Raw genomic sequence first — 24,669 nt, forward strand, 5'->3', positions numbered from 1 at the left:
CATACAACTACATCAGTAAAATAGCAGAAATAAAACGAGAAAACACAAATTATTAAAAGTAACTTTATCCAAGGTTATTGTGGTCCAATGCCATTGAGGAAAATAGTATTACGATATACAATGCTGCAGCTTCCACCAAGACCCTAAAAATAATGATGGGTTTCGTAGCTGTTGGAGGTCCGCTGTTGCTATTGTACAGTTATTTTGTCTACAGGACATTTTGGGGTAAGGTGGATTCGAATGCTGAAGGAAATTAGACCCTTGGGATCACCCATTGATTACTCCATTAAAAAGTTTACAATCAGGAGCATTTTTTATAGCCTATTAATTACATTTTATTCAATAAAATAAGTTGTATAATATAAATAATATATAAATTAATCATTTTTATTATTTTATTTTTATTAAACCAACTTCTTTATTACCTTTGGAATATCAAATAAAGATAAAAGGTCTTGATCTGGTAAAGAAGCTTGCTTCTGGCAACCGGAATATTTGACACGATACTGTAGGATGATGAAACCTGCCTTCGGCAGGCAAGTAAAAAGTAATATTGCTTTTTCATTTTCATCTCCATACAAATTAAGATCACACACTGTAGGGTGATGAAACTGGCAGACATGCCCTCCTGTCTCGGGGGTGGAGATCACAGGAAAAAGCAAATAGCGAGCTCGTATTTTGCCCAACTGCTCCGTGGAGGTTCGACTCCTTCTCCTACAGCAGGTTATTTTGGGTTTATTGTTAATTGACTAAAGCTATGGAACAGTGTTTCATGGCTTTTTTCTTGCCTAATAAAACCAAAAGATTAGTCATATAAAACACCAAGAATGCGCAAATTGCTCAATGAATTTGGTGCTTCTCTAAATTTTTTTCAACCGGGTCCCTATTGTGCCTGGGGTGCCTGAGCCTGTCGAAGGCAGCTTGTCGGACTGAAAAAAATCAGCCTAAAACGGCAGCTCGTCGAAGGCCAATCTCTTTTTCCTCCCCTCAAAATTCCCAGATCTCCCCGCCCATTCGTTCCGTAGTCTCTTCTTTATCAGTCCCGTAACCCATTTCCACAATTCACTATACAACACTTTTTCACCATAAAACTGGTATAGCAGGAGAAAAGAGAGTAACTTCTGAAGGGAATCAGTGATACACCGGTTGAGGAAATTTGAACAATGCTTTGGTAAATATAAAGTGAAAGGACATGATCAGTTAGGCTTCATTGACCATTCGAATTCAAGTATTGGTTGGTATTGTTTTACTCCTAACTGTTAAACAAGCAGCAGCCCAAAGGATTTATTCTGCTGATGCATATCGGTGCCGGTTCGGGCAGAATGGATAAATTCTATTTCCAAATCTCGTCATTTCTGACCTTGATACGGGAAATGGGTTATGACTGGGTGTCTCTGGAAGAACTTCTGAAACCTATTCCATGATATTTCTCATGTTTATTGCTGAGAAGTCTTTGTATATTCTTTTTATAAAGGCTTTACATTTAAGTCAATAAACCAAAGGGAAAAAGTTTAATAAAACATTCATGGTCATGGAGATAAAAGACAAGATTGCATTGATTACCGGAGGAGCTGGCGGAATAGGCCTGGCGACTGCCAGGTTGTTTTTGGAAGAAGGAGCCAAAGGAGTAGCCATAATAGATTACAGTAAGGATAATTTAAAGGAGGCAGAGAAGGTTCTCGGTACTGACAAACTGATGTACATACAGGCAGATGTCAGTCAGGCTGAGGAAGTAAAGAATTATACCAATAAGGTAAAAACAGAATGGGGAAGAATTGACATCTTGTTTCTGAATGCCGGCACGGAGGGAGTGGTAAAAACCATGGAGCATTATCCGGAAGAGACATTTGATCAGGTTATTGGGGTAAATGTAAAAGGGGTCTGGCTGGGTATGAAATATGCCTTTCCCATTATGAAAACAGACGGGGGAGGTTCCGTCATCATCACTTCCTCGGTTGCCGGATTGAGGGGTACGGCTCAGGTAAGTGCCTATGTGGCCAGCAAGCATGCCACTGTAGGTTTGATGCGTGTAGGTGCATTGGAAGGGGCCCCTGATAAGATCCGGGTAAATACCATACATCCCTCTCCTGTTGACAACCGCATGATGCGGTCTCTTGAAGAGGGCTTTGCGCCAGGAATGGGAGATACGGTAAAGGAAAATTTCACCAAAATGATTCCTCTGGGCAGGTATGCCTCCAATGAAGATATCGCAGATCTGGCATTGTTTCTGGCTTCTGACAAAAGTAAGTTTATAACCGGCGCTACCTATGTCATCGATGGCGGTTTTACGATCTGACTAACCGGAGTTCCCGGTATTGCTATTCCGGGGACTCCAGCTTGGTACCACATTTCCGGCAGTAGATGGCATCCGGGCTGTGCTTTTGCAGGGAACAGCCATGACAAATTTTAAATTGATGGCGATCTGACTTTTCACTTTTGTTTTTGGCATGGGTCAACTCTGAAGTGACTATTCCGGTGGGCACCGCAATAATGGCATAACCAAGCAGCATGATAATGGATGCCATAAACTGACCCAAATCGGTGTTGGGAGAAATATCTCCATAACCAACGGTGGTTAGTGTAACAATGGCCCAGTACATGGCCCTGGGAATAGAAGTATAGCCGTTTTCCGGACCTTCAATGATATACATGACTGAGCCCATAACCAACACGATAGTCAAAACCGATCCCACAAATATCTGGATTTTGGCCCGGCTGCTTTTCAGGGCGCTTATCAGAAGGGAAGCTTCTCTAAGGTATTCTGGTAATTTCAGAATCCTTAGAATTCTCAAAAACCGCAATGCCCTAACCACCATTAAGTACTGGCTTTGAACCAAAATTAAACTCAAGAAGGCAGGTAAAATAGCCAACAAGTCCACAATACCATAAAAACCAAAGATATACCCCGGCTTATCATTGCTCAGCCATATCCTCAATAAATACTCTACACTAAATACGATGGTAAAAAACCACTCCAGCCAATACAAAAATGTGCCATAGTTTTGATGGATATCCTGAACAGAATCCAGGATAACGACCAACACGCTTAAAAGAATTAAAGCCAAAAGAATTAAATCGAAATTTTTAGATGCGCTGTCGTCAGATTCATAAACAATATGCGCCAATCGTTTTTTTGAGGGGAGGAATGTCATCTGCAATCGAGATTTATTTCATTTTTTTACTGCTGATTATAAATTAAGCACACTTTTTGATTTATTGGAATGTAATAGCAGATTTAATTTTTTTTGCAAAACATCAAAATTAAATATACTTTACTATAGGACTAGTCAAATTCATTTTAAATTCAATATATTTGTATTTCGTAACCAAAAAAATGAATTATGAATATTTCACTGGGTAGCGAAATTTATTAAACCTATAAAACTTTACAAGGTTTTCTCTCCCCAATCCAGGGAAAAAAGCCTGAAAATAAAATTGCATTGAATTTGTCTGATGTACTGAAAACAGAATTTCATCTATCCTTTTCCAAAGGTAATCCAATTACCGTGATCGATTTGTTTCAGCAGCAGGTGAAATCAAATCCACGAAAAACGGCCATTGCCGATGGAAAGCGATTGATTTCTTACGAAGAGTTGGATGTTATATCCAACCGGATAGCTGTATTTTTGCAAAAGTCAATCGCAAGCGATCAGTGCATTGTACCGGTTTGTATGCAGCCTACCTTTGAATTGGTGGCTACCCTGCTTGGTGTATTGAAATCCGGACTGGCTTTTGTACCCCTTCACCCGGATTGGCCGGAAAACCGAAAGCGTGATATTGTGAAGCAGGTAGCTGCCAAATGGGTTCTTTCCGGTGAACCGGAAAACGATTTTGGTCAAACAAAACATAGGCAGTTTTCGGTATTATCCTGGAAACAATTTTCATCAGGGCAGATAGAAGTCAACGAATTTCCGGAGCCATTCCTTGCAGGAAACCTGGCCTATGTCATGTATACTTCAGGCAGTACCGGTGCTCCAAAAGGGGTAATGGTTGGTCATTCCCAACTTTATCATGCTACCCAAAAAAGAATCAATCACTATGGTTGCAGTCCGGAATTATTACTGATACCTGCTCCCAGTTTTGATGCGGCTCAGGCTGCCATATTCTGGTCATTGTGTACAGGTGGAAAGCTTACCATGGCCAAAAAGGCATCCCTTCAAGATGTCGAAATTATTCCTGCTCTGCTACGGGGTACAGACACCTTGCTATGTGTACCCTCTTATTACAGGTTCTTGCTGGAAGAAGGCTTAATGGCTGACCTGAATATGGAAAGGGTAATATTGGGAGGAGAAAGTTTGCCAAAGGAACTTGCCGATTCCCATTTTCACCATCAGCCCAAAGCGCAGCTTTTCAATGAATATGGACCAACGGAAACCACCATTTGGGCTACAGTGGCATCCATAAAGCCTGATGATAAAGTGATTTCGATTGGTAAGCCAATCCCCGGTGTAAGCTGTCATGTCCTTGGAGAGGATGGAAGAGAAGTTCCATCGGGAGGTATCGGTGAGCTCTTTATTGGTGGAGACCAGGTGGCAAACGGCTATTGGATAGATAAAAGCCTTACTTCTCAAAAATTTATTCCAGACCCCTATACTGATAAAAAAGGTGCAACATTGTATGCCACTGGGGATCTGGTCTGCCAGCTTCCGGATGGATGTTATTTGTTTGAGGGAAGAAAAGACAGACAGTTTAAATGGCAGGGTAACCGGATAGATCCTTCAGAAATAGAGCAGGCCTTTCTGGAAACAGGTGAAATCAAGGAAGTATTGGTGAGCCCCTTTACCCAGAATGATGGCATACCTGATCAAATTGCAGCTTTCGTAATTCCAAATGGTTTGTCTGACCTATCATTGTTGAGGGAAAAATTAAAAACAAAACTGCCTGCCTACCTGCTTCCTTCTAAAATCGAAACAGTAGCTGCTTTTCCCCTTACAGAAAATGGAAAAGTGGATCTGCCTGCATTGTTATCGGCACTCCGGCAGTCAGGCTCTTCATCAAATTTGCCGGTTTTTACTGATGTGCTGCAGGAAAGGCTGTACCAATCCTTTAGCCAGACTTTGGGACAAACTAATTTTGGCTTGTCTGAGAACTTTTTTGAAATGGGAGGCAACTCTCTGGCTGCCATGCGTCTGCTGTCAATTTTAAAAAACAAGCTGGATTTGACGGTTGACATAAAAGACATTTTTGATTTTCCCACTGTTTCGGGACTGTATCATCATATCAAGCATCAAGTGGGGAAAGAAAAGGTCAATTCCCTATCTGAGCTTAAAGCCGATTTACCCATGGTGTCTCCTGCCCAACAGTCACTTTGGCTAATTGATCACATGGAAGGATCAAAGGCTTATCATTTACCTGTTGCATACCAACTATCGGGAGACATCAATCCAGGGCTTTTGGAAAATGCCATCCGGGAGATTATCCGGAAACATCAGGTATTGAGAACCACCTTTCAGGGAATCGACCAGGTTTCATTTAAATCTGAACAGGAGTGGAATTTGACCCTGATCAATAAAACAGAAGAAATTTATTCCCGGGAACAATTTTTCAAAGCCTTTATCCCTTTTTCCAGACGGACCTTTGACCTTGCAGCCGATTTTATGATCAGAGCTCAATTGGTCAGCTTTCAAGATCAGGTACATGTGCTGGGGCTGGTTTTCCATCACATTGCTTTTGATGATTGGTCCATGAGAATCTTTCTCAGAGAGCTGTCTGAAAATTATAAATTTCTTGAAAAGGGTATTTTTCCTGATGCTTCTTCTGCTGTATTTACAGGCCATGCACAGTACCAGCAGGGTATCATGGAAAGCAGCCGAAGTAATGAGGGCTTGGATTATTGGCGGCAAAAATTGTCAGGCCTGGAAAAACTAAGACTACCACGGGATTTTCCTTTCAGGGAAAAAAATGGTCATGAGGCAGGAGTATTTCGTTTTACCTGGGATAAGGAACTCCTCAGACCTTTGGCCGGATTTGGAAAAAGCCATGATGCTACACCCTTCATGACCTTACTGGCAGTATTTAAGGTATTGCTTTACCGCTACAGTAATCAGACAGATATTTGTGTAGGCACCACAGTGGTGGATAGAAGTTTGCCCGGAACCGAAGGGACAATAGGATATTTTATCAATACTTTACCCCTTAGAGCTGCTTTGGACCCGAATTCCTCCTTTGAACAATTTTTGACGTCCATTAGGAATGAGGTGCTGTTTGCCTTAAAGTATGCCCATGTACCCTTTATTAAGCTTGTATCAAGCATTCCAGTATCTCAACAAAAGGACCATAAACCCTTTTTCGACCTGATGTTTGTCATGCATGAAGGGTCTGAGGACCCCAAAATGCCGGAATTTCCAGGGATCGTCTCCCAGCGGCTGAATGTTGATCCGGAAAGCTCAAAATTTGCCATTACCATTACCCTTGTTGAAGAAAATGGGGGGATAAAGGGACATGTTGAATTTGACAAGGCCATGTTTTTGCCTGAGACGATTCAAAGAATGGTGGCCCATTTTCAGGAGTTGGTCCTGCAGCTGCCAAAAGCCCCGGACAAGCCGGTTAAAAATTGCAATTTACTTTCAGCCAATGAATTGAACCAGCTTTCAGGAAGGGATACCTATCAGGAAGCCGCTTTCCATACGGCTTTTTTTGAGCGTTTTGAAAAGCAGGTTAATCTTCGTCCCAATGCTACAGCCATTAAAATTGAAGGGGAGGAAATCTCCTTTCAGAACCTTAATACTCGGGCATTGCAGGTTGCAGACCTGTTAATGGAAAGAGGAGTCAGGCAGGGTGAGTTAGTGGCCCTGTTGGTTCAGAGGGGATTGGATATGGTGGCTGGGATGCTGGGTATTTGGAAGGTGGGCGCAGCATATGTTCCGGTGGATCCAAATTACCCACAGGAAAGGATTAATTATATTTTAGCGGATAGTGCTGCCAGTTTTTTATTGACTGATACCCTTTCAGAAGGCAAGTCTAAGGATTCAGGAAAACAATTGATTGTCAACCTGGATAAGGAAAAGGTTTCGGAAGATTTTTCTGCCAGGTCTTATCCGGTAACCACTTTAGATAGGCTGGCCTATGTGATTTATACCTCAGGAAGTACCGGTAAGCCAAAGGGAGTGAGCTTGACACAGGCCAATCTGGCCGCATTCCTGGACTGGTGTGGCAGGGAGTTTTCCCTGGATGATTTTGAGGTAATATATGCGGTAACGTCCATGTGTTTTGACTTATCGGTTTTCGAATTGTTTTTCCCTTTGGCCTTTGGGAAGCCTGTCAGGATACTTCCCGATGCGCTGCATATTCCTGCATTCCTGGAAAGCGACAATAAGATTTTGATCAATACCGTTCCCAGTGTGGTGCAAAAACTGGTAGAGGCCAGGATGGACTTCAACCGGGTTGGCTTACTGAACATGGCAGGGGAGCCAGTACCAGCCAAACTTTTGGAAAAGCTTGATTGGAGAGGACTGGTAGTAAGAAACCTTTATGGTCCTACGGAGGATACTACCTATTCTACCTGTCAAATCCTTGCGCCAGGTGAACCGGTTTCAATAGGCAGACCCATTGCGGGTAGTTTTGCCTATATTTTAAATCAGGATTTGATGCCTTGCCCTATCGGTGTACCCGGGGAAATCTACCTTGGTGGGCATGGTGTAGCTGCAGGATACCTTAACCAACCAGGTTTTACGTCTGAGAAATTTATTCCTGATCCTTTTGGTTTGGAAGACAGCCCTCCCATTTATAAAACAGGAGATCTGGGTGCCTGGACAAAGGAGGGGAAAATTGATTTTCTTGGCAGACTGGATAATCAGGTCAAACTGAATGGTCACCGTATCGAGCTGGATGAAGTTTCTTTAGTGCTTCAATCCCTGAAAGGGGTAAAAAATGCTGTGGCTGTGTTACAAACCGGAAATACCGAAGAAAAACAGCTTGTAGGTTTTGTGGAGTCTCATGAAGAGTTGATTGAGAAGGATTTGTTGGTAGCCCTATCCGATCGTCTGCCCAGATACATGGTACCTTCCAGGGTACAAATTTTGGAAAAATTACCCCTGACCCCCAACGGGAAAATAGACCGGAAGGTGCTGGAGACTGTGAAAGTGAATCCAGGCTCCTTGGATCAAAGCAGACCTTTTGAAGCACCTTCAAGTGTTTTGGAGAATGATTTACTGGAAATATGGAAAAAAGTGCTCCAATTCGATGGTCTTGGAGTGAAGGATGATTTCTTTGACTATGGCGGAAATTCCTTATTGGCCGTCAGGCTTATTGGCCGAATCAAGGAATCTTTGGGTCTTGACATCAGCATCAGTGAGCTGTTCGGTCATCCTTCCGTAAGACAAATAAGTACTTTGATTGAGCGAAAGGGACTTAAGGAAGGGGAATCGGAACGCATTCCATCGCAAAAACCCAGGCCTGAATTTATTCCCTTGTCTTTTGGACAAGAAAGTCTGTGGCTGACGGATAAACTGGAAGGATCCGTACAGTACCATATTCCCATTCTGCTGAAAATCAAAGGAGCTGTATCTTCTGGTTTGCTAATGGACAGCATCCGAAGCATCATGGAACGTCACGAGATTCTCAGGACGGTAATTAAAGAAATGGATGAAGACACCTGGCAGGAGGTTATGCCTGTTTTGGGATGGGAGATGACCGTTGATCACCAGGCAGGAAACAGTGGAAATCTGGATTTGCAAATGGCAGAATTTCTGGATCGACCCTTTGACCTTGGAAACGATTTTATGCTTCGGGCCAGGCAATTTATTACTGGAGAAAATGAATGTCTGTTGATGGTGGTGGTGCACCACGTTGCCTTCGACGGCTGGTCCATTCCTTTATTTATCAAAGAACTTTTTGCCCTTTTAAAAGCAGATCTTTCTGGAGAGAGCCTGCTTTTACCCCACCTGAAAATACAATATGCAGACTATGCCCTGTGGCAAAGAAATAAGTTTACCAGAACGACATTAGAAAAAAAACTGGATTACTGGAAAGAGCATTTAAGGGGCGTCAAACCGATTAAACTTCAGGAGCCATTTAGTAAACCTGGAAGAAGAAACAATGTAGGAGAAACATTTGACTTCCGGATTGGGCTTGCCCAAAAGCGTGAAATGCTTGAATTGGGAAAAAAATTAGGGCTTTCCCCATTTATGATTTTACTGGCTGTCTTTAAATCCCTGCTGGAGAGACTGAGCGGTCAACAGGATATCTGTGTGGGCACAGCTTTGGGGGGTAGAAGAAAGGCTGAAATCGAGGCCCTTTTGGGCTATTTCGTAAATCCGCTTCCTATTCGTACCTGTTTGAATCCCGATAGTACGTTTACAGAAATACTTTTGCAGGTGAAGCAAAAAGCACTGGAAGCCCATGAACATCAAGATGTTCCATTTGAGAAAATAGTTGCCGCCACTGTACAATCACGGGAATTGGGTGTAAACCCATTGTTTCAGGTCATGTTTGTCATGGAGTACGGAAATGAGAATCAAAATTTTTCTGAAGGGTTATCCATGGAGGTCGTTCCTTTTCAACAGAATACTTCCAAGTTTGACCTGACCTTTTTGGTAAATGAAGACAAGAATGGCATCAATATAAGGATAGAGTATGCAAGGGCCTTGTTTGCAAAAAAATTTATAGAAAAACTTTCTCTTGATTATGCATGCATCCTTGATGCCCTTTTGGAGAACCCAGACCAAAAGCTAAAACATGTATTGACAGATCAGACCGCAAAAACTATTGGGGAGATAAATTATGGGAAGGATGGAATTGAAGGCCATTTCACCCCTGTGCATCGTTTGATTGAAAATACGGTAAGAAATCATGGAGCTAAGACGGCAGTGATTTTTGGTAACCAGCAGCTGAGCTTTGCTGAATTGAATAGTCAGGCCAATCAACTGGCTTTTTATTTATTGGAAAGGGGGCTGAAAAAGGGAGATATCGTAGGGTTGCTTTTGGAGAGGTCTCCTAAATTTTTCATAGGTATTTTGGCTGTTTTAAAAGCCGGAGGAGCTTATATGCCGCTGGATACTGATGAACCTGACTACAGAATCAACTACAAGCTAGAGGATTCATGCAGGTTTTATCTTTCTCAGGAGGGAGTGCACACTGCCTTGGAGACTTCGGTGGAAAAAATCCTTTGGCATGATTTCCTTGCCGTCAGGACTTCCTATTCCGGGGATAATCCGGAAATACAAATATTTCCTGACGACGCTGCTTATATCATTTATACATCGGGCACTACGGGAAAACCCAAAGGAGTGCGATTGGACCACTTAAATGTATACCATTTTATATCGGTAGTGAATGAGCAACCTGGCCTTTCTTCTTCCGATAGGGTGTTGGCTGTCAGTTCGGTATCTTTTGATATTGCAATATTGGAAACACTGCTTACCCTGGTGTATGGAGCGCAAACCTTTATGCTAGGCCAAATGGAGCGCAAAGAACCCGACCTTATCCTCGATAAGTTGGGCAAAGATCAAATTACTATCATGTTTGCTACCCCATCTCACTGGAAAATGCTGCTTGTGAATGGTTGGGATAAAAAATTTGAAGGACTTAAGATTATCAGTGGAGGGGAACCCCTTGAAAAAGCACTGGCAGATCGGTTATTGCCGCTTTGCAAGGAAGTATGGAATGTTTATGGCCCCACTGAAACCACAGTTTATTCCACGATTAAGCAGGTAAAGGATACCGACGAACAGGTTACTGTTGGGAAACCGGTATCAAATACCAAAATTCATATTTTGGATACCGAAAGAAATCCTGTCAGAAAGGGGTTAAGGGGAGAAATATACATTGAAGGCTATGGGGTAGGCAGGGGATATATCAATAGCCCTGAACTTACCAAAGAAAAGTTTATAGAAATCAATGGGGAGAAAGGCCAACGGCTCAGGTTATATAAAACCGGTGATTTGGGTACCATTAATCCTGCGGACGAACTGGAAATTTCTGGTAGAGTGGATCATCAGGTGAAAATACGGGGCTACAGGTTGGAGTTGGGTGAAGTAGAAAGTGCCGTTCGTGGGCTGGAAGGTATAGGAGATGCCATTGTTCATGTTAAAAGGGATTTAAATGAAGTGGCGTTTTTAGTTGCCTACATTATTCCGACTGCTGGTCCAGGCAAAAGGGAATTCGAATCAAAGCAGCTCAATCAAAGCCAGGTCAGGCAATGGAAAAATCAACTTAGCCTTAGGCTGGCTGATTATATGGTCCCAACGGATTTTGTTTTGATGGAAAGGTTTCCCCTTATGCAAAACGGGAAAGTCAACCGGAATGCTTTGCCCTATCCTGACAGGGTAGCTCACCCTTTTGTCTCTGTTCGGGAAGAAATGAGTCCGGAAGAACGGTTGGTTGCAGATATTTGGAAAAATGCCCTGGGACTAAACGTCATCAATAAGGGAGATAATTTTTTTGAAATTGGAGGTCATTCGCTTACTGCAGTTAGGGTAATGGTACAATTAGAAAAGGCATATGGGATCAAATTGCCATTATCCGTTCTTTTCAGATATCCTACAGTGCAGAAATTGTCTCAGGCTTTGAGGAGTGGTGTTTTAGGTGATAGTGAATGGAAAAGTCTGGTGGCTATCAAAACAACAGGTACTAAACCCCCCTTGTATATCATTCATGGAGGAGGATTGAATATTTTACCTTTTTATGCAGTAGCAAAAAAAATGGATCGGGATCAGCCGGTTTTTGGAATCCAGGCCAAAGGATTGGATGGAATAGAACAGCCGCTAAATACAGTTGAGGAGATCGCAACCCAATATTTGTCAGAAGTTTTGAAACAAAACCCTGATGGTCCATACTTTTTGGCAGGATATTCGTTAGGAGGAATTATAGCTTTTGAAATGGCAACCCAATTGATTAAAATGGGTAAGCATGTAGAAAAACTGGTCCTGTTTGATACCTATGCATTTCAAAGCGATCATAAAAAACCTGTCTGGAAGCGTACCATCAATAAAATCAGGCATTTTATTGGAAAAAGAATATTCGATATTGAATTACTGGTTCATCAACCATCCATATTTAAAAGGAAAAAGAAGGCATCATTTGAAAAGAAAATAAATAAAATTAATAAATGGTTTAACCCTGTGGATGAAGATCCTGAATCTTCTTTATTGAAAACTTATAAAAGAGTAGAATACGTTTATAAGGAAGCTTGTAAGGAATATGAAATCAAAAAATACCCCGGATCGGTCGAATTAATAAAGGCCAAAATAGCCGCTGGTTATCTGCCCGATAAAACCTGTTTTGGCTGGAAACCATTTGTTGGCAAGCTGAGGGTTTGGGAAGCAGAAGGTGAGCACATTACCATGCTGTCCACACCCAATGATGCCTCCTTTGCGAGGTTATTGCAACAGGTCATTGATACAGAATAAAAAATAAAACATAAAAACATTTCTATCTATTAATTAATTAAAAATGAAAAAACTAGCTATTTACCCCTTGTTCCTGCTCTTGCTGTTTGCAGCTTGTACCGTAGAAGAACCCACTCCTCCGCAAGAGCCGGAAGAACCGGAAAATCCCAGAGATCCGGATGTTGAAGTACCATTTATTGAAGGAACCAATATTATTTTTACCCCCCTGGATGAAGCGGAAGAAAGGCTTGGTACTTCGGATAGCTATACCCAGGTATTGAGTAAATTTGATCTGGCATCCAGGACACAAAATAAAGAAAGTACCGAAGAGGAGGATTACCTGACCTTCGCATCTCAGCAAGCGCAGGCATGGACTGAGGAAGAAAAGACAGTATTGGAAGAGCGAATTCTGGGAATCAAGGATAAAATTGAGGACATGGGACTTCAGTTGGAATTTCCTGAGGAAATCCTTCTAATTAAATCCAGCATGCTGGAAGAAGGCGGGGCGGTAAGTTATACCCGGGAAAATTACATTGTCGTCCGAGGGTTGGTCAATGAGAGTTTTCTGATTCACGAGCTGTTTCATATATTAACCCGGTTTAAGCCGGAGAAAAGGAACGCCCTATTCGAAACCATCAATTTTACCGAAAGTAACAGGATCACTTACCCGGAAGGGATCCGGGATTTTATCATCACCAATCCGGACGCACCGTTTCTGGAGCATACCATTACCTTGCAAATCGACGGGGAAAGCGAAGAGGTGGTGTTTATCCTGATCTCGGAAGAGGAATGGGACGGGGGCTCCTTCTTTACTTACCTGAAACAAAGATTGATGTTTGTTGAGGGTGCAGCCGATGATAAAAAAGCATCCCTGGTAGACAATATGCCTGTGCTTAAAAACTTTGCTGCGGCAACGGATCTGAAACAGAAAATCGGAGACAATACCGACTATAACCTTCATCCCGAGGAAATACTGGCAGAACATTTTGTAATGCTGTTACAAGAGCAGGAAGTCCCTGAACCTTCTTATCTGGAAGCCATGAAGATGGTATTGCAACAAGAATAGTAAATCAAACTAAAATTAATTAAAAAACACCCCTGAGTAGTGATCTGCTCAGGGGTGTCTTTTTTTTACCAGCCGCCTCCGCCGCCTCCGCCGCCGCCACCACCGGAGCTGCCGCCACCTCCACTACCGGATTTAGAACCCGGTGGGCTGGCTGAATTACTCAACGCAGAACCAAAGGTTTTTCCAAGATCGGAAGAAAATCCGGCCAGAGAACCTGCAGCAAAGGCGGTTCCGGTATACCAGGAAGGACGGTATCGACTTCGCATTTGCTTGTCATCGGAGGACAGGGAATCTATTTTGTTTTCAAAGGCTTTTCCCCAGGCTTCCCCCACATCCAATGCGATGGCAAAAGGAAGAAACTTTTCAAAAATTTCAGGTGTCAATCCAGGTGGATTAAAGGACTCCAATAACGGCTTTTCAGCGGCATTCAGGTACATTCTGAAACCTTCAATCTCATCCATTACTTTTCTACCTTTTTCCGTGGGAGCTTTCATCAGAAATGCAAAAATTACATTGACAAGTCCCAACATCAGCGCAACGAATAAAAAGCCAAACGAAAACCGGGCATCAAAGAAATAAATGGCAATAAAAGGGAAGGCCAGGATGAAAAGAAAGCTGAAGCCTTCACTGATAATGGTACTTATTTTCACATGACCGTAATCCAGGTAATGCATCACTGTCAGAAACACCTTTCTCAAGAACATGAGGAAAAAGAAACAAAAAAACAGACCCATAATCAGGAAAACATTCTCCGATTCCAGCGAATTATCCATGGTATATTTTACGCCTAATACCAAACTAATAATAGATATCAATATTCCTGGAACCAACCAGGCGTAGTTGTTTTTAAAATGAGTGCTATGGAACCGTTCGTACAAATCCTTTTGCAGTCCTTTCATCGCTGCTCCAATCTTTTTGTGTTCTTTCTGGTCCAGGCTGATCGTCTGGTTTCCCCCCGGGAATAAATTGGACATAATGCGCTGATATCCACTGTTTGTCGTCTCGGGGAAATCAATTTTCTCCAACACATACTTTTTTTTCTTTTCCTCTAAAATCTTTAACCAGCCATTGGTTGCCAGTGCCACTATGGCAGAAACATAGGCTTTTGTATCAAATCCCATTTTATAAAGGTACCTAACCCCTGCTGCGTCTAGCCCTTCAGGGACTTCAAAAATCGGGTAAATACCTCCTTTATGGGGGTCTTTGCCTACTCTGGTCCAGGCGTAAAAGTAATAGGCAAAAGCCAGCAACAATCCGATTAGCAAAGCAAAAATTCCTGCGTTTTCGCGCAAAAAATTTCTCGTTTTTTCAGCAGTACCTGGTGGCTCAATCAAACCTTTTTGCCAGGAAACGGCCAGGGTTAATGGCTCCCTGGAATTTAATGGTTCCGTTACCTCCACAAACAATTCCCTTTCGGATTCCTTTTTGATGTTGCAGGGACAATTTGTACTTCCGGAGGGGCCTGCATAGGCGGCATATTGGCCGATTACACCACCTGGAGGAAGAATGACTCTTGCAGTTGCCTCCAGAATCCTAAATTCCCAGTTGTCCCCAATGGCATTCCAGTAAAGTTCATCGAAGGTATCGAAAAACCCAATCTGCCGGTTGGTGGTGTATATAATGGTGTAATCATATATTCCAGGTTCAAGCAAAGTGTTCTCTTCTCCGATTCTTACCACTTCATAGTCACCCTGACGGATAATTTGGTAGGGTTCCCTTGTGCCATCCTTCCTGACTTCCAGCACATCGAAACCTACCCTTACCTGATTGTTGAAACGGTCCCTGTATCTTACAGGAAAACTTCGAAAAATCCCCCGCTGTATGGCATTTCCCGTACTTCTAACCTGGATTTCCTCTGTTACCTTTAAAGATCCATCCGGTTGGATTTCTATTTCACTGTGATATTTTAGTATTTCTTCCCGGTCCTGAGCGATTAACGGGGAAGTGCCAACCAAAATAACTGTGAAAATACAAAGTATAATGTGGCGCATATTAGTTTAAATTGATTTCTGGTACCATTCTGTCTGATTCATCCGTAAGTGCAAAGAAATCAAACTTCGCAAAACCAAAAAGTCTGGCAATCAGATTGGAAGGAAAAGATTCTATTTTGATGTTAAGTTCTCTGACTGTTCCATTATAATATCTTCTGGATTTTTGCAGGTAGTTTTCTATTTCCGAAAGTTGCTCCTGAAGCTTTAAAAAATTTTTATCTGCTTTTAAATCAGGATAAGCTTCGGCAATTACCATCAGCCGCTTTAGGGACCTGCCCAATTCGGAGGCAGTTTTGGCCTGATCGGGAACTGTCTGCCCGGCAATGCTTTGGTTACGGAGGGTGGTAATTTCCTCCAGAAGCTGCTTTTCATGGGTAGCATATCCTTTTACGGTAGTGACCAGATTGGGCACCAGGTCCGCCCTTCTCTTCAATTGAACATCAATTCCGCTCCACCCCTCGCGGGCGTTATTTCTCAGGCGAATGAGGCGGTTGTAAATAAAAATGACCTGGAAGATAAGAAGGCCAATGACCAAAAGGGTAACAATCATGACATCAAATGAAATTAATTGTAAATATAAAGAACCAAAATAACCATTTTATTCTGAAAGAAATCGCATCCTGTTTATGTCTTTTTATTTGTACAATTAATTTACAAATAAGGACCATTTAAACGGCTAATTTTTTTGTGGAAAAGCCAGGAGCCCAAAATTGGATTGCATATGGGCATATATTTGCCTTACGTTTCACGATTGAAATTACTATTTTTCAAGAACAAACTGGTGAATTATTTTTTAATAATGGATCAATTATACACAATAATGGTTAATTTTGACTTATACAGTATCACCTAAAAATATAAATCATAATGGATTTTAAAAAATTTGAAAGCCTTAAGCTGAATTACAAAAAGTTTATCACCGAAGCTGAAGAGGCCATCAATAAAGAAACAGCAAAGGATCAGACCAGGTCCGTTTGGTTTGACAGGGAAACCATAGAAAAATTATTGGCACAGACTGATCCAAAATCAGGGGGGATTAAAATTTTTCTGGGCATGTATGATAAGGATACCTTGTCAGAAAGAGAAGACCAGGATCGTGCCGAAGCGTATATTGGTAAATTAACCCTGGTGCTTACGGCATCAGACGATAATCAGGATCCCGATCAGGAAACCCTGATCATAAATGGGGGCAAGGTTTGCCCTCCGGATTGTTGATATTGCTTCCTGATATATTCCACCCATTCCCATGACACCGCTCTTATACTATTCCTTTATTGGTTTAGGACTGTCTTTTTCATTGGTTTTTTTCTATTTTAACCATAGATATGGTTTGGAAGAGAAAAAAACGCATCTACTTATTTTTTTTATTATTCTATACGTCATGGCCTTTGAGTTGTACGCCTTTTACCTTTTTAAACAGGAGCAAAGGAATGTATTGGTTTACAACCTTTTTTTCGTGATCGGGGAGACCTTATTGATTTTGGCTTACCTGAATTCCCTGATAGATCAGGTAAAGGTAAAACGGCTATTGTTGATTTTTATCTTCTTTTTTTTGACCTGCGCTACTATCAATTCTTTTTTTTTCCAAAACCCCACCTTGATGTTTCAGCATTACACACATCTTTTGGGAAGCATTGGTATTATTGTAGTTTGTTGTTACCTGTTGTACCGGGTCTTTTTGGTGGAAGGCTATTGGGATCAACCGCTGTTGAGTGTTCCCCATTTTTGGAATATTGCGGCCATCCTTCTTTTTTATTGCCCTAATTTCATTTATTTCGGTTCCATTAATATTTTATGGGATATTGATAAATGGTACCTTACGATACTTGCTTCCATGAACAGGATTTTTGCTGCCCTGCTTTATTTAATTTTTGGATTGTCCTTTTACTCTACTTTGATCTATAGGATGAGCAGGAATGGAAGATAGTGCGTTAAATACTTTCCTTGCCATTCTTACCGGAGTAGTATTAATGGTCATCATGGCAGTATTTATTATTACCATCGTGGTTATTCACCGACAGCGACAAGTTAAAAACCGGCACAAAATACAAATTCTGAAGGCAGACTATGAAAACACTATATTGAACGCGGAAAAAGAGATCCGTGAGCAAACCTTGTATCATGTGAGTCAGGAATTGCACGACAACATCGGACAGTTGTTGTCTCTCACGAAATTGGTTTTGAATAACCCGGATGGTTCAGGCCTTAGTGAAGGGAAGAAATTGATCAATCAAATCATAAGGGAGGTAAGGAGCTTGTCCAAATCCATCAACAGGGATTATATCAGGGATGTTGAATTTGAGCGTTTTCTCATGGAGGAGTTGGATAGGATCGAGAAAAGCGGTTATTGCGCTACGGCTTTCGAAAAATCCGGAAGTCCGGTCAACGTGATTGATGGAGACAAAAAGTTGGTATTGATACGAATGGTTCAGGAGTGTCTGAACAATGCCATAAAACATGCCTCTCCTACCTTGATTAGCATCAAACTTTCTATGGATGAAGAAAAGTTTTTATTGACCATAGAAGACGATGGGGTAGGTTTTGATGCCTCAAAGCCTTCCAATGGCTTAGGTATAAAGAACCTCAAATCCAGAATTCAGGCTATTGAAGGCCAGGTAGAAGTGAGGTCTGCCCCGCAAAAGGGAACACATATATGCATATCATTAGAAAAAAATATTTTGAGTAAACATGGTTAATAAAACCAGAATATTATTGGCAGATGATCACAAGCTTTTTGCGGCAGGTATTCAAAACCTGCTTTCCAGGGAGGCAGATTTTGAGATAGTAGGGGTATTCCACAACGGTAAAGAGGCACTGGAGGCCCTGGAAAATTCAAAGGTAGACCTCGTGATCACAGATATGAACATGCCTGGCACAAATGGCCTGGCGATTCTTCAGCACATCAAAAAGAAAAGGTGGAAAATCAAAACAATCGTACTCTCCATGTACGATGAAGAAGAAATTTTCCGGAAATGTATCAAACAGGGTGTGAATGCCTATATGCTGAAAAATGCAGATACTGACGAACTGATCTTTACTATCAGAGAGGTGATGGAAGACCGGTACCTGGCCAATTTTGACCACGTATTGAAGCAAGCTGAAGACGATGACTTTGAGCAATACGATCACTTCAAAATGGCCTTTAAACTTTCCAAAAGAGAAATTGAGATATTAAAGTGGATTGCAAAAGGTAAAACCAGTAAGGAGATTGCCGATGCACTTCACCTGAGCGTGTTTACAGTGGAGACACACCGGAAACACCTGCATCAAAAGCTCGAAGTATCTTCTATGGCAGAATTGGTCAAAAAGGCATTGGAGATGGGCCTGGGGTAGCTTAGGCCTTGAACCTGGCCAGGGGGGTAATCCCTGCTCTGGTACTTTGATTGACATCCACCAAAATTTCAGCATCAGTGGGTATAAAAACATCCACCCTGGACCCGAATTTGATGAACCCAAATTCATGCCCCTGTACCAAAGGGTCTCCTTCTGATACATACCATTTGATCCTCCTGGCCACAGCACCCGCAATTTGGCGCACCATTAGCTGAACGCCACTGGGGTGCTCAATTACCAGAGAAGTTCTCTCGTTGTCTGAACTTGATTTTGGGTGCCAGGCCACCAGAAATTTGCCGGGGTGGTACTTAAAATACTTAAGGATGCCCGTAATGGGAGACCTGTTGACATGTACATTGATCGGAGACATGAAAATGGATACCTGCAACCTTTCTTCATTAAGGAATTCATCCTCAAGGGTTTTTTCTATGGTAACGACTTTTCCATCAGCGGGAGCATAGATCAGCTGTGGATCATCAGGAAGGGGTATGGCAGGGTTTCGGAAGAATTGCAACACAGCAAGGTACAATATGATGCTGCCCAATAAAAACAGATTCAGAAACAAATCCATTTCAGGTATCAATTGATGCAGTCCTATATTGATGCCGGCAAGGACAATAAGCGTCCAGAACAAAAGTGATTTTCCTTCTTTATGAATGGTCATGGTAATAAAACGTTAATTCAAAAACAGGCTCCCTGGCTTCCCTTTAAAGCGGGAAACCGATAAGGTGGGCACATCTCCTTACAATATTAAAATTTTTTTAAGGAAATATTAAAATATTTTCAAGAATGCTACGATAAATGGGGTGGATAACAATAATCCATCAAAACGATCCATAAACCCTCCATGCCCGGGAAGGCCTTTTCCGGAATCCTTGATGGCAATGCTTCTTTTAAAGAGTGACTCTATCAGGTCGCCATAGGTGCCCGCAATGATAATGATGGTCATGATGCAAAACCATTGCCATTCCGGAAGAATAGTAAAATTTTTGGAAATAAAATACGTGACCACTATTGCAGTAAAAGCCCCACCTAGGCTACCTTCCCATGATTTTTTAGGAGAAACCCTCTCAAATAGTTTGGTTTTTCCGAATTTGGTGCCGGCAAAAAAAGCCCCGGAATCACTTGCCCAGAGGATAAAAAGCGAGCCAATTACAATTTCGTAATGAAATGTCTTGTCTACGGAAAATGCAGCAACGGTTAATAGGGAAAAGGGGATGGCCACATAGAATATACCCAAAATGGTATAGGCAATGCCGGTGAAGGGTTTTTTGTCAGATTTCCTGTAAAGTTTGATGAAAAAAATCATCGAAACCAGCGGAAATACAAGAAAGTAATAGGCAATGGGGATGATTTTCATTTCTTCCAGAAAAGTAAAGGTAAAAATCAAAAGCCCCACAAAGGTGCCAAAGCTTTTGAGTGGCAGCATTCCGTCCAATCCCGAAAGCTTATAAAATTCCATTTGGGTAAAACCAAGAATGATGGCAAATATGACAAAGTAAGACCATTCGCTGTAAAGGGCACTACTGATGATGGCAATGGCCCCAATCAGTGCGGTGATCACGCGTTGGGCGAGATTGCTGTAATTGCTGATACTAAAACGAGATCTCATGATCAATAATATTTATTGCCTTAACGGCATCTTCCGTGAATACCATCACTTCGATGTTACCATGAATCCTGTAAACCGGGTCTTTTTTATTTAAAATAACTGCTGCTATGCCTTTTTCTTCCAAAACTCCTTTCACGATCTCAGCTCTGATCGGAGAATCCGTTTCGAATACTTTATGCCACTTCCCCATAGGTTTCGGATTTCTGGAAGGTTAAAAACTTTTTCCAGCTGATTAGAAAAACAATCAATCCCAGGACTACATATTCCCAATAGAGGTTCGATGCATCTTCCATGTCGAACTCGATAAGGCTTAGTTTATTCAAATAGACCAGGATTAATGTAAATGTATTGTTTAGAATATGTGCCAGCATCGGGTAAATCAAAGTACCTGAATAAAGGTAAAGGTAACCAAATAATGCTCCTAACATGAGTCTGGGTAAAAATCCATAAAACTGAAAATGAATGGCTGAAAAAATGAATGCTGTGATCCAAACACCCAAATGAGCATTTCCGGTGTAATTATGTAATTTGGGCTGTATAATTCCTCTGAAAAGGTATTCCTCGCCCACACCTGCCAGTATGCCTATAACCAATATTCCCATTAATAATTCAGCGGTGGAATCAAAATCCGTCAGGAACTTGGTCAATTCCATGAGCTGGTCTTCCTTCTCCCTGAACATGGCTTCCAGTTCGCTCAAAGCCTCGGGAAATTCCACGTTCATGTTCAGATAGACCAAAAGTGAATTGAAGAGCACAAAGCCAAAAAGTAAGGGGAGTATTATCCATAATTTACCGGGCGCTGTCCTGGCAAATTGTTTTTTGATTTTTAGCGTCTTTTTATCCACCAACCGGATAAATAACCAGCCACCTAGCAGAAAAGCCAATCCCCCGCCCAGGCCCTGAATAAACAAAAATGCCATTCTGCTGTTGGGATGATCGAGTGTTGTAGCGAGCAGGCCGGGAAGTTCATCAAACGAAATGCCGAAGAATACCGGGATCAAACCTATGGCAATGGTCTGTAAAATTGCCAGCGTGCCAAAAACGATCAATACCAGTACGGTGATGGAAAGTAACCAATGTTGGTTTACGCTGTGGCCTGCTCGATGTTCATATATTTCCATATTCTCAGTAAATTTACATGAATTAGCGGGCACCACAAGGTACTTGCCCTATTAGCATTTAAATAAATTCAAGCCATATCGCCCAGAATATTGGCAATCTTATTGATATTCAAGGAAAAACAATCATTTTTGCAAAAAAATCCCAGGCGTGATAAAAATCGGAGATTTAAATCTGGGGGAATTTCCCCTTTTACTGGCCCCTATGGAAGATGTCAGTGATCCACCATTCAGGGCTGTATGCAAAAGCAACGGTGCGGACCTGATGTATACGGAGTTCATTAGTTCGGAGGGCTTGATACGTGATGCAGCAAAATCGGTACAAAAACTCGACGTTTACGATTACGAAAGACCCATAGGTATTCAGATCTTTGGCAATGAAATAAGCTCCATGAGGGAAGCGGCAAGTATTGTCGAAGCAGCGGGCCCTGACATCCTTGACATCAATTATGGTTGTCCCGTCAATAAAGTAGCCTGTAAAGGAGCTGGGGCAGGAATTCTGCTGGATATTGATAAGATGGTTTCCATGACCGCCGAAATCGTAAAGGCGGTCAATATTCCCGTCACCGTGAAGACAAGACTGGGTTGGGACGAAAACTCTATAAGGATAGAAGAGGTCACGGAAAGGCTACAGGATATTGGGATTCAGGCCATCAGCATACATGCCCGCACGCGCAAGCAAATGTACAAAGGGGAGGCGAATTGGAAATACCTGGCGGATGTCAAGAATAACCCCAGGATAAAAATTCCGGTTTTTGGAAACGGGGATATTGATAGCCCCGAAAAAGCCAGGATCTACAGGGATAAATACGGGGTGGATGGCATCATGATCGGCAGGGCGGCCATTGGCTATCCCTGGATATTTAACGAGATCAAACATTATTTTTCAACAGGAAATTTATTGGCTGGTCCGGACCTTGAAGAAAGGGTAGCTGTGGCCAAAAGACACCTGGATTTTTCTGTGGAATGGAAAGGAGAGAAACTGGGACTGCTTGAAATGAGAAGGCATTATACCAATTATTTCAGAGGGCTTCCTCACTTTAAACCTTACCGTACGGCACTGGTTACCACTGAAGATTACCCTGGCGTAGTTCAGATCCTTGATGAAGTGTCAAAGGTATTTGCGGGAGCCGAATTCTAAATCTGTTCATTTCTGATTTTACATTTTGTTTATTAAATGAAAATTTCTCCTGCCAATGTCTGAAGCCGACAAGTTTCAACAGCTCAAAAACTGGGGGATGTTGATTGTCCTGGCTTTGATTTGGGGGAGTTCCTTCATTTTGATCAAAAAAGCCCTTCTGGTTTTTTCAGCTGGTGAGGTGGGCGCTTTAAGGATCGTTACAGCAGGTACGGTTTTGCTTCCTTTGGCCATGCCGGTTTTAAAGCATCTGAACGGGCGGCAGATGGGGTACCTTCTGGTGATCGGTTTTGTGGGAAGTTTTATCCCTTCTTTTTTATTTGCTACTGCCCAGACCAACCTATCTTCTTCTCTGGCAGGGGTAATCAACGCACTCACCCCTCTGATGGTGGTGCTGGTGGGAGCCTTGTTTTTTCACGCCACCATTACCTGGAGGATCTCCCTGGGCTTGATCATTGCATTCCTGGGAGTAGGGGTATTGGTATTGGCCGGTTCCAACAGTGGATTTTCGTTTTTTTCAGACTTTAACTTTTACGGACTTTTCGTAGTTTGCGCTACGGTATGTTATGGGCTGAATGTAAATATCATCAAGTACCGCGTACCGGAGATCAAACCAAAAACGATTACAGCCATTTCTTTGATGATGGTTTTACCTCTGGCAGCTATTTATTTATTGGCTTATACCCGATTTTCATTTAAGCTCCTTCATGTGGATGGTGCCTGGACGGCAGCAGGCTATGTTACGGTCTTGGGGATTATCGGTACTGCCGCCGCATTGGTGCTTTTCAATACCATGGTCAAAATGGTGACGCCTGTTTTTGCCAGCTCGGTGACTTACCTGGTACCATTGGTGGCCATTTTCTGGGGTGTCTGGGATGGAGAAAAATTATTTCCATTGCATTATCTCGGGATCTTTGCCGTGATCATTGGAGTCTGGATTGGCAACCGTAAATCAAGGCTTTCAAAATAATTGTTCTTCTACGTTGAATTATTGCTATTTATTTGCCTAGTTTAAAGCTTGATTTTGATTACGCCATTAACATGTTTGACAACCTCTTAGATTTTGACATTGATGTAGCCCTGAGGAACAGGATCCTCCAGACCCTCCTGATCATTTTTATCATGTGGTTGATCAACAAAATTTCCGTGAGGCTGATCTACAGAGGGGATGCAGTGGAACTCAAACGGCAGTACCATTGGCGAAAGGTCATAGAATACACTTCTTTTATTGTTGGAATATTGATCATTGGCAATCTTTGGATCAATAATTTTCAATCCGTCACCACCTTCTTTGGCTTGCTATCAGCAGGAATAGCCATTGCCCTGAAGGATATTTTTGTCAATATTGCCGGATGGGCCTTTATCTACCTGAGAAAGCCATTTGATGTGGGCGACCGGATTCAAATCGGGAAAGTTCAGGGAGACGTGATAGACCTCAGGCTGTTTCAATTTTCCTTGCTGGAAATTGGCAATTGGGTGGATGCCGACCAAAGTACAGGGAGGGTTATCCATGTACCCAACGGCAAGGTTTTTATGGATGCACAGGCCAATTACTCCATCGGCTTCAATTATATCTGGAACGAACAAAATATCTACATCACCCTCAGGAGTGATTTCAAAAAGGCAAAGGCGATTTTATTGGAAATCCTAAATGAACACCTGAAAGAAGATTTGAAGCTGGCAGAGCGGGTGTTTAAAAAAGCCAAGCAGGATCACTTAATCGTTTACAAGCAGTTTACGCCAATGATTTTTACGAAGATTACCGAACGGGGCATTCAGCTTTCCATGCGCTATTTGTGCGATCCAAAAAAAAGAAGGATGTTTGAGCATGCCATTACGGAAAGCGTACTGGAACGACTGGATCCCGAAGACAATATCCGCATTGCCTACCCTACCTCCACCATCCTGCTCCATCAGGACAAGGTTCATCCGGAAACAAACCCTAGCAAGGGAAAATAATTTCGGCGAATATTTGGGACTGGAAAAGCATCCTTGAAATTAACAACCAAATCTCGAGTTGGATAAAAAAATTCAGTTAGTAGGTTAGGGGGTTTGTGAAAGAAGAGAAAACCGTTTCTACTGGTT

17 protein-coding genes and 1 pseudogene are annotated in these 24,669 nt (G+C 42.1%); 11 read left to right on the forward strand and 7 right to left on the reverse strand.

The window, feature by feature from the left end; genetic code table 11:
* Positions 1-74: 74 nt before the first annotated feature.
* Positions 75-257: pseudogene (locus tag G9Q97_RS08620) on the forward strand (cytochrome d ubiquinol oxidase subunit II); the annotation flags it as partial.
* Positions 258-1,531: 1,274 nt separating this feature from the next.
* Entirely contained in the window at positions 1,532-2,296 is a 765-nt protein-coding gene (locus G9Q97_RS08625) for an SDR family NAD(P)-dependent oxidoreductase (RefSeq protein WP_166145662.1), read from the forward strand.
* Positions 2,297-2,318: 22 nt separating this feature from the next.
* Here G9Q97_RS08625 and G9Q97_RS08630 read toward each other — a convergent pair whose 3' ends face one another.
* A complete protein-coding gene (locus tag G9Q97_RS08630; protein WP_166145665.1) occupies positions 2,319-3,152 on the reverse strand; it encodes an ion transporter in 834 nt (277 codons plus the stop codon).
* Positions 3,153-3,446: 294 nt separating this feature from the next.
* On the opposite strand from G9Q97_RS08630, the gene G9Q97_RS08635 reads away from it, so the two are divergent.
* Both G9Q97_RS08635 and G9Q97_RS08640 read left to right on the forward strand, forming a co-directional pair.
* Positions 3,447-12,347, forward strand: coding sequence for a non-ribosomal peptide synthetase (locus G9Q97_RS08635; RefSeq protein WP_166145668.1), 8,901 nt, complete (start codon positions 3,447-3,449; stop codon positions 12,345-12,347).
* 43 nt (positions 12,348-12,390) lie between these two features.
* A complete protein-coding gene (locus tag G9Q97_RS08640) occupies positions 12,391-13,392 on the forward strand; it encodes a hypothetical protein (RefSeq protein WP_166145671.1) in 1,002 nt (333 codons plus the stop codon).
* 65 nt (positions 13,393-13,457) lie between these two features.
* Here the strand turns inward: G9Q97_RS08640 and G9Q97_RS08645 are convergent, their stop codons facing one another.
* Together G9Q97_RS08645 and G9Q97_RS08650 are read right to left on the reverse strand one after the other, a co-directional pair.
* Positions 13,458-15,383 (reverse strand): DUF2207 domain-containing protein, encoded by a 1,926-nt coding sequence (locus G9Q97_RS08645; RefSeq protein ID WP_166145674.1) that lies wholly within the window; start codon positions 15,381-15,383, stop codon positions 13,458-13,460.
* 1 nt (position 15,384) lies between these two features.
* Positions 15,385-15,933 (reverse strand): LemA family protein, encoded by a 549-nt coding sequence (locus G9Q97_RS08650; protein ID WP_166145677.1) that lies wholly within the window; start codon positions 15,931-15,933, stop codon positions 15,385-15,387.
* Between the two features lie 317 nt (positions 15,934-16,250).
* On the opposite strand from G9Q97_RS08650, the gene G9Q97_RS08655 reads away from it, so the two are divergent.
* From G9Q97_RS08655 to G9Q97_RS08670, 4 genes are all read left to right on the forward strand, one after another.
* Complete coding sequence (locus G9Q97_RS08655; RefSeq protein ID WP_166145680.1) at positions 16,251-16,598, forward strand: hypothetical protein; 348 nt, start codon at positions 16,251-16,253, stop codon at positions 16,596-16,598.
* Between the two features lie 115 nt (positions 16,599-16,713).
* Entirely contained in the window at positions 16,714-17,310 is a 597-nt protein-coding gene (locus tag G9Q97_RS08660) for a hypothetical protein (protein WP_166145683.1), read from the forward strand.
* The gene (locus G9Q97_RS08665; RefSeq protein WP_166145686.1) at positions 17,300-18,079 is read left to right on the forward strand and encodes a sensor histidine kinase; all 780 of its coding nucleotides are present in this window, start codon (positions 17,300-17,302) and stop codon (positions 18,077-18,079) included. The genes G9Q97_RS08660 and G9Q97_RS08665 overlap by 11 nt, the downstream gene beginning before the upstream one ends.
* Entirely contained in the window at positions 18,072-18,716 is a 645-nt protein-coding gene (locus G9Q97_RS08670) for a response regulator transcription factor (RefSeq protein WP_166145689.1), read from the forward strand. Before G9Q97_RS08665 ends, G9Q97_RS08670 begins: the two co-directional genes overlap by 8 nt.
* Position 18,717: 1 nt before the next feature.
* Here the strand turns inward: G9Q97_RS08670 and G9Q97_RS08675 are convergent, their stop codons facing one another.
* From G9Q97_RS08675 to G9Q97_RS08690, 4 genes are all read right to left on the reverse strand, one after another.
* Complete coding sequence (locus tag G9Q97_RS08675; RefSeq protein ID WP_166145692.1) at positions 18,718-19,380, reverse strand: phosphatidylserine decarboxylase family protein; 663 nt, start codon at positions 19,378-19,380, stop codon at positions 18,718-18,720.
* Between the two features lie 108 nt (positions 19,381-19,488).
* The gene (locus tag G9Q97_RS08680) at positions 19,489-20,328 is read right to left on the reverse strand and encodes a phosphatidate cytidylyltransferase (protein WP_166145695.1); all 840 of its coding nucleotides are present in this window, start codon (positions 20,326-20,328) and stop codon (positions 19,489-19,491) included.
* Positions 20,312-20,518, reverse strand: coding sequence for a putative signal transducing protein (locus G9Q97_RS08685; RefSeq protein WP_166145698.1), 207 nt, complete (start codon positions 20,516-20,518; stop codon positions 20,312-20,314). The genes G9Q97_RS08680 and G9Q97_RS08685 overlap by 17 nt, the downstream gene beginning before the upstream one ends.
* Positions 20,502-21,449, reverse strand: coding sequence for a CPBP family intramembrane glutamic endopeptidase (locus G9Q97_RS08690; protein ID WP_166145701.1), 948 nt, complete (start codon positions 21,447-21,449; stop codon positions 20,502-20,504). The genes G9Q97_RS08685 and G9Q97_RS08690 overlap by 17 nt, the downstream gene beginning before the upstream one ends.
* Positions 21,450-21,597: 148 nt before the next feature.
* On the opposite strand from G9Q97_RS08690, the gene dusB reads away from it, so the two are divergent.
* The 3 genes from dusB (at position 21,598) to G9Q97_RS08705 (ending at position 24,543) form a co-directional block, all read left to right on the forward strand.
* Positions 21,598-22,587, forward strand: a complete 990-nt coding sequence (gene dusB / locus G9Q97_RS08695; RefSeq protein ID WP_166145704.1) for a tRNA dihydrouridine synthase DusB — start codon at positions 21,598-21,600, stop codon at positions 22,585-22,587.
* A gap of 55 nt (positions 22,588-22,642) precedes the next feature.
* Positions 22,643-23,554 (forward strand): DMT family transporter, encoded by a 912-nt coding sequence (locus tag G9Q97_RS08700; RefSeq protein WP_166145707.1) that lies wholly within the window; start codon positions 22,643-22,645, stop codon positions 23,552-23,554.
* A gap of 71 nt (positions 23,555-23,625) precedes the next feature.
* Complete coding sequence (locus G9Q97_RS08705; protein WP_166145710.1) at positions 23,626-24,543, forward strand: mechanosensitive ion channel family protein; 918 nt, start codon at positions 23,626-23,628, stop codon at positions 24,541-24,543.
* Positions 24,544-24,669: the final 126 nt, after the last annotated feature.

It is taken from the genome of Cyclobacterium plantarum (genome assembly GCF_011290685.1).
Taxonomy (GTDB): domain Bacteria; phylum Bacteroidota; class Bacteroidia; order Cytophagales; family Cyclobacteriaceae; genus Cyclobacterium; species Cyclobacterium plantarum.

What these genes read in the sequence shown, in the direction of transcription:
- G9Q97_RS08685 (WP_166145698.1), bottom strand. Translation starts at nt 20,518, where the DNA reads ATGGGGAAGTGGCATAAAGTATTCGAAACGGATTCTCCGATCAGAGCT.
- G9Q97_RS08700 (WP_166145707.1), top strand. Translation starts at nt 22,643, where the DNA reads ATGTCTGAAGCCGACAAGTTTCAACAGCTCAAAAACTGGGGGATGTTG.
- G9Q97_RS08650 (WP_166145677.1), bottom strand. Translation starts at nt 15,933, where the DNA reads ATGATTGTTACCCTTTTGGTCATTGGCCTTCTTATCTTCCAGGTCATT.
- G9Q97_RS08705 (WP_166145710.1), top strand. Translation starts at nt 23,626, where the DNA reads ATGTTTGACAACCTCTTAGATTTTGACATTGATGTAGCCCTGAGGAAC.
- G9Q97_RS08680 (WP_166145695.1), bottom strand. Translation starts at nt 20,328, where the DNA reads ATGAGATCTCGTTTTAGTATCAGCAATTACAGCAATCTCGCCCAACGC.
- G9Q97_RS08645 (WP_166145674.1), bottom strand. Translation starts at nt 15,383, where the DNA reads ATGCGCCACATTATACTTTGTATTTTCACAGTTATTTTGGTTGGCACT.
- G9Q97_RS08675 (WP_166145692.1), bottom strand. Translation starts at nt 19,380, where the DNA reads ATGACCATTCATAAAGAAGGAAAATCACTTTTGTTCTGGACGCTTATT.
- G9Q97_RS08670 (WP_166145689.1), top strand. Translation starts at nt 18,072, where the DNA reads ATGGTTAATAAAACCAGAATATTATTGGCAGATGATCACAAGCTTTTT.
- G9Q97_RS08625 (WP_166145662.1), top strand. Translation starts at nt 1,532, where the DNA reads ATGGAGATAAAAGACAAGATTGCATTGATTACCGGAGGAGCTGGCGGA.
- G9Q97_RS08630 (WP_166145665.1), bottom strand. Translation starts at nt 3,152, where the DNA reads ATGACATTCCTCCCCTCAAAAAAACGATTGGCGCATATTGTTTATGAA.
- G9Q97_RS08690 (WP_166145701.1), bottom strand. Translation starts at nt 21,449, where the DNA reads ATGGAAATATATGAACATCGAGCAGGCCACAGCGTAAACCAACATTGG.
- G9Q97_RS08640 (WP_166145671.1), top strand. Translation starts at nt 12,391, where the DNA reads ATGAAAAAACTAGCTATTTACCCCTTGTTCCTGCTCTTGCTGTTTGCA.
- G9Q97_RS08665 (WP_166145686.1), top strand. Translation starts at nt 17,300, where the DNA reads ATGGAAGATAGTGCGTTAAATACTTTCCTTGCCATTCTTACCGGAGTA.
- G9Q97_RS08655 (WP_166145680.1), top strand. Translation starts at nt 16,251, where the DNA reads ATGGATTTTAAAAAATTTGAAAGCCTTAAGCTGAATTACAAAAAGTTT.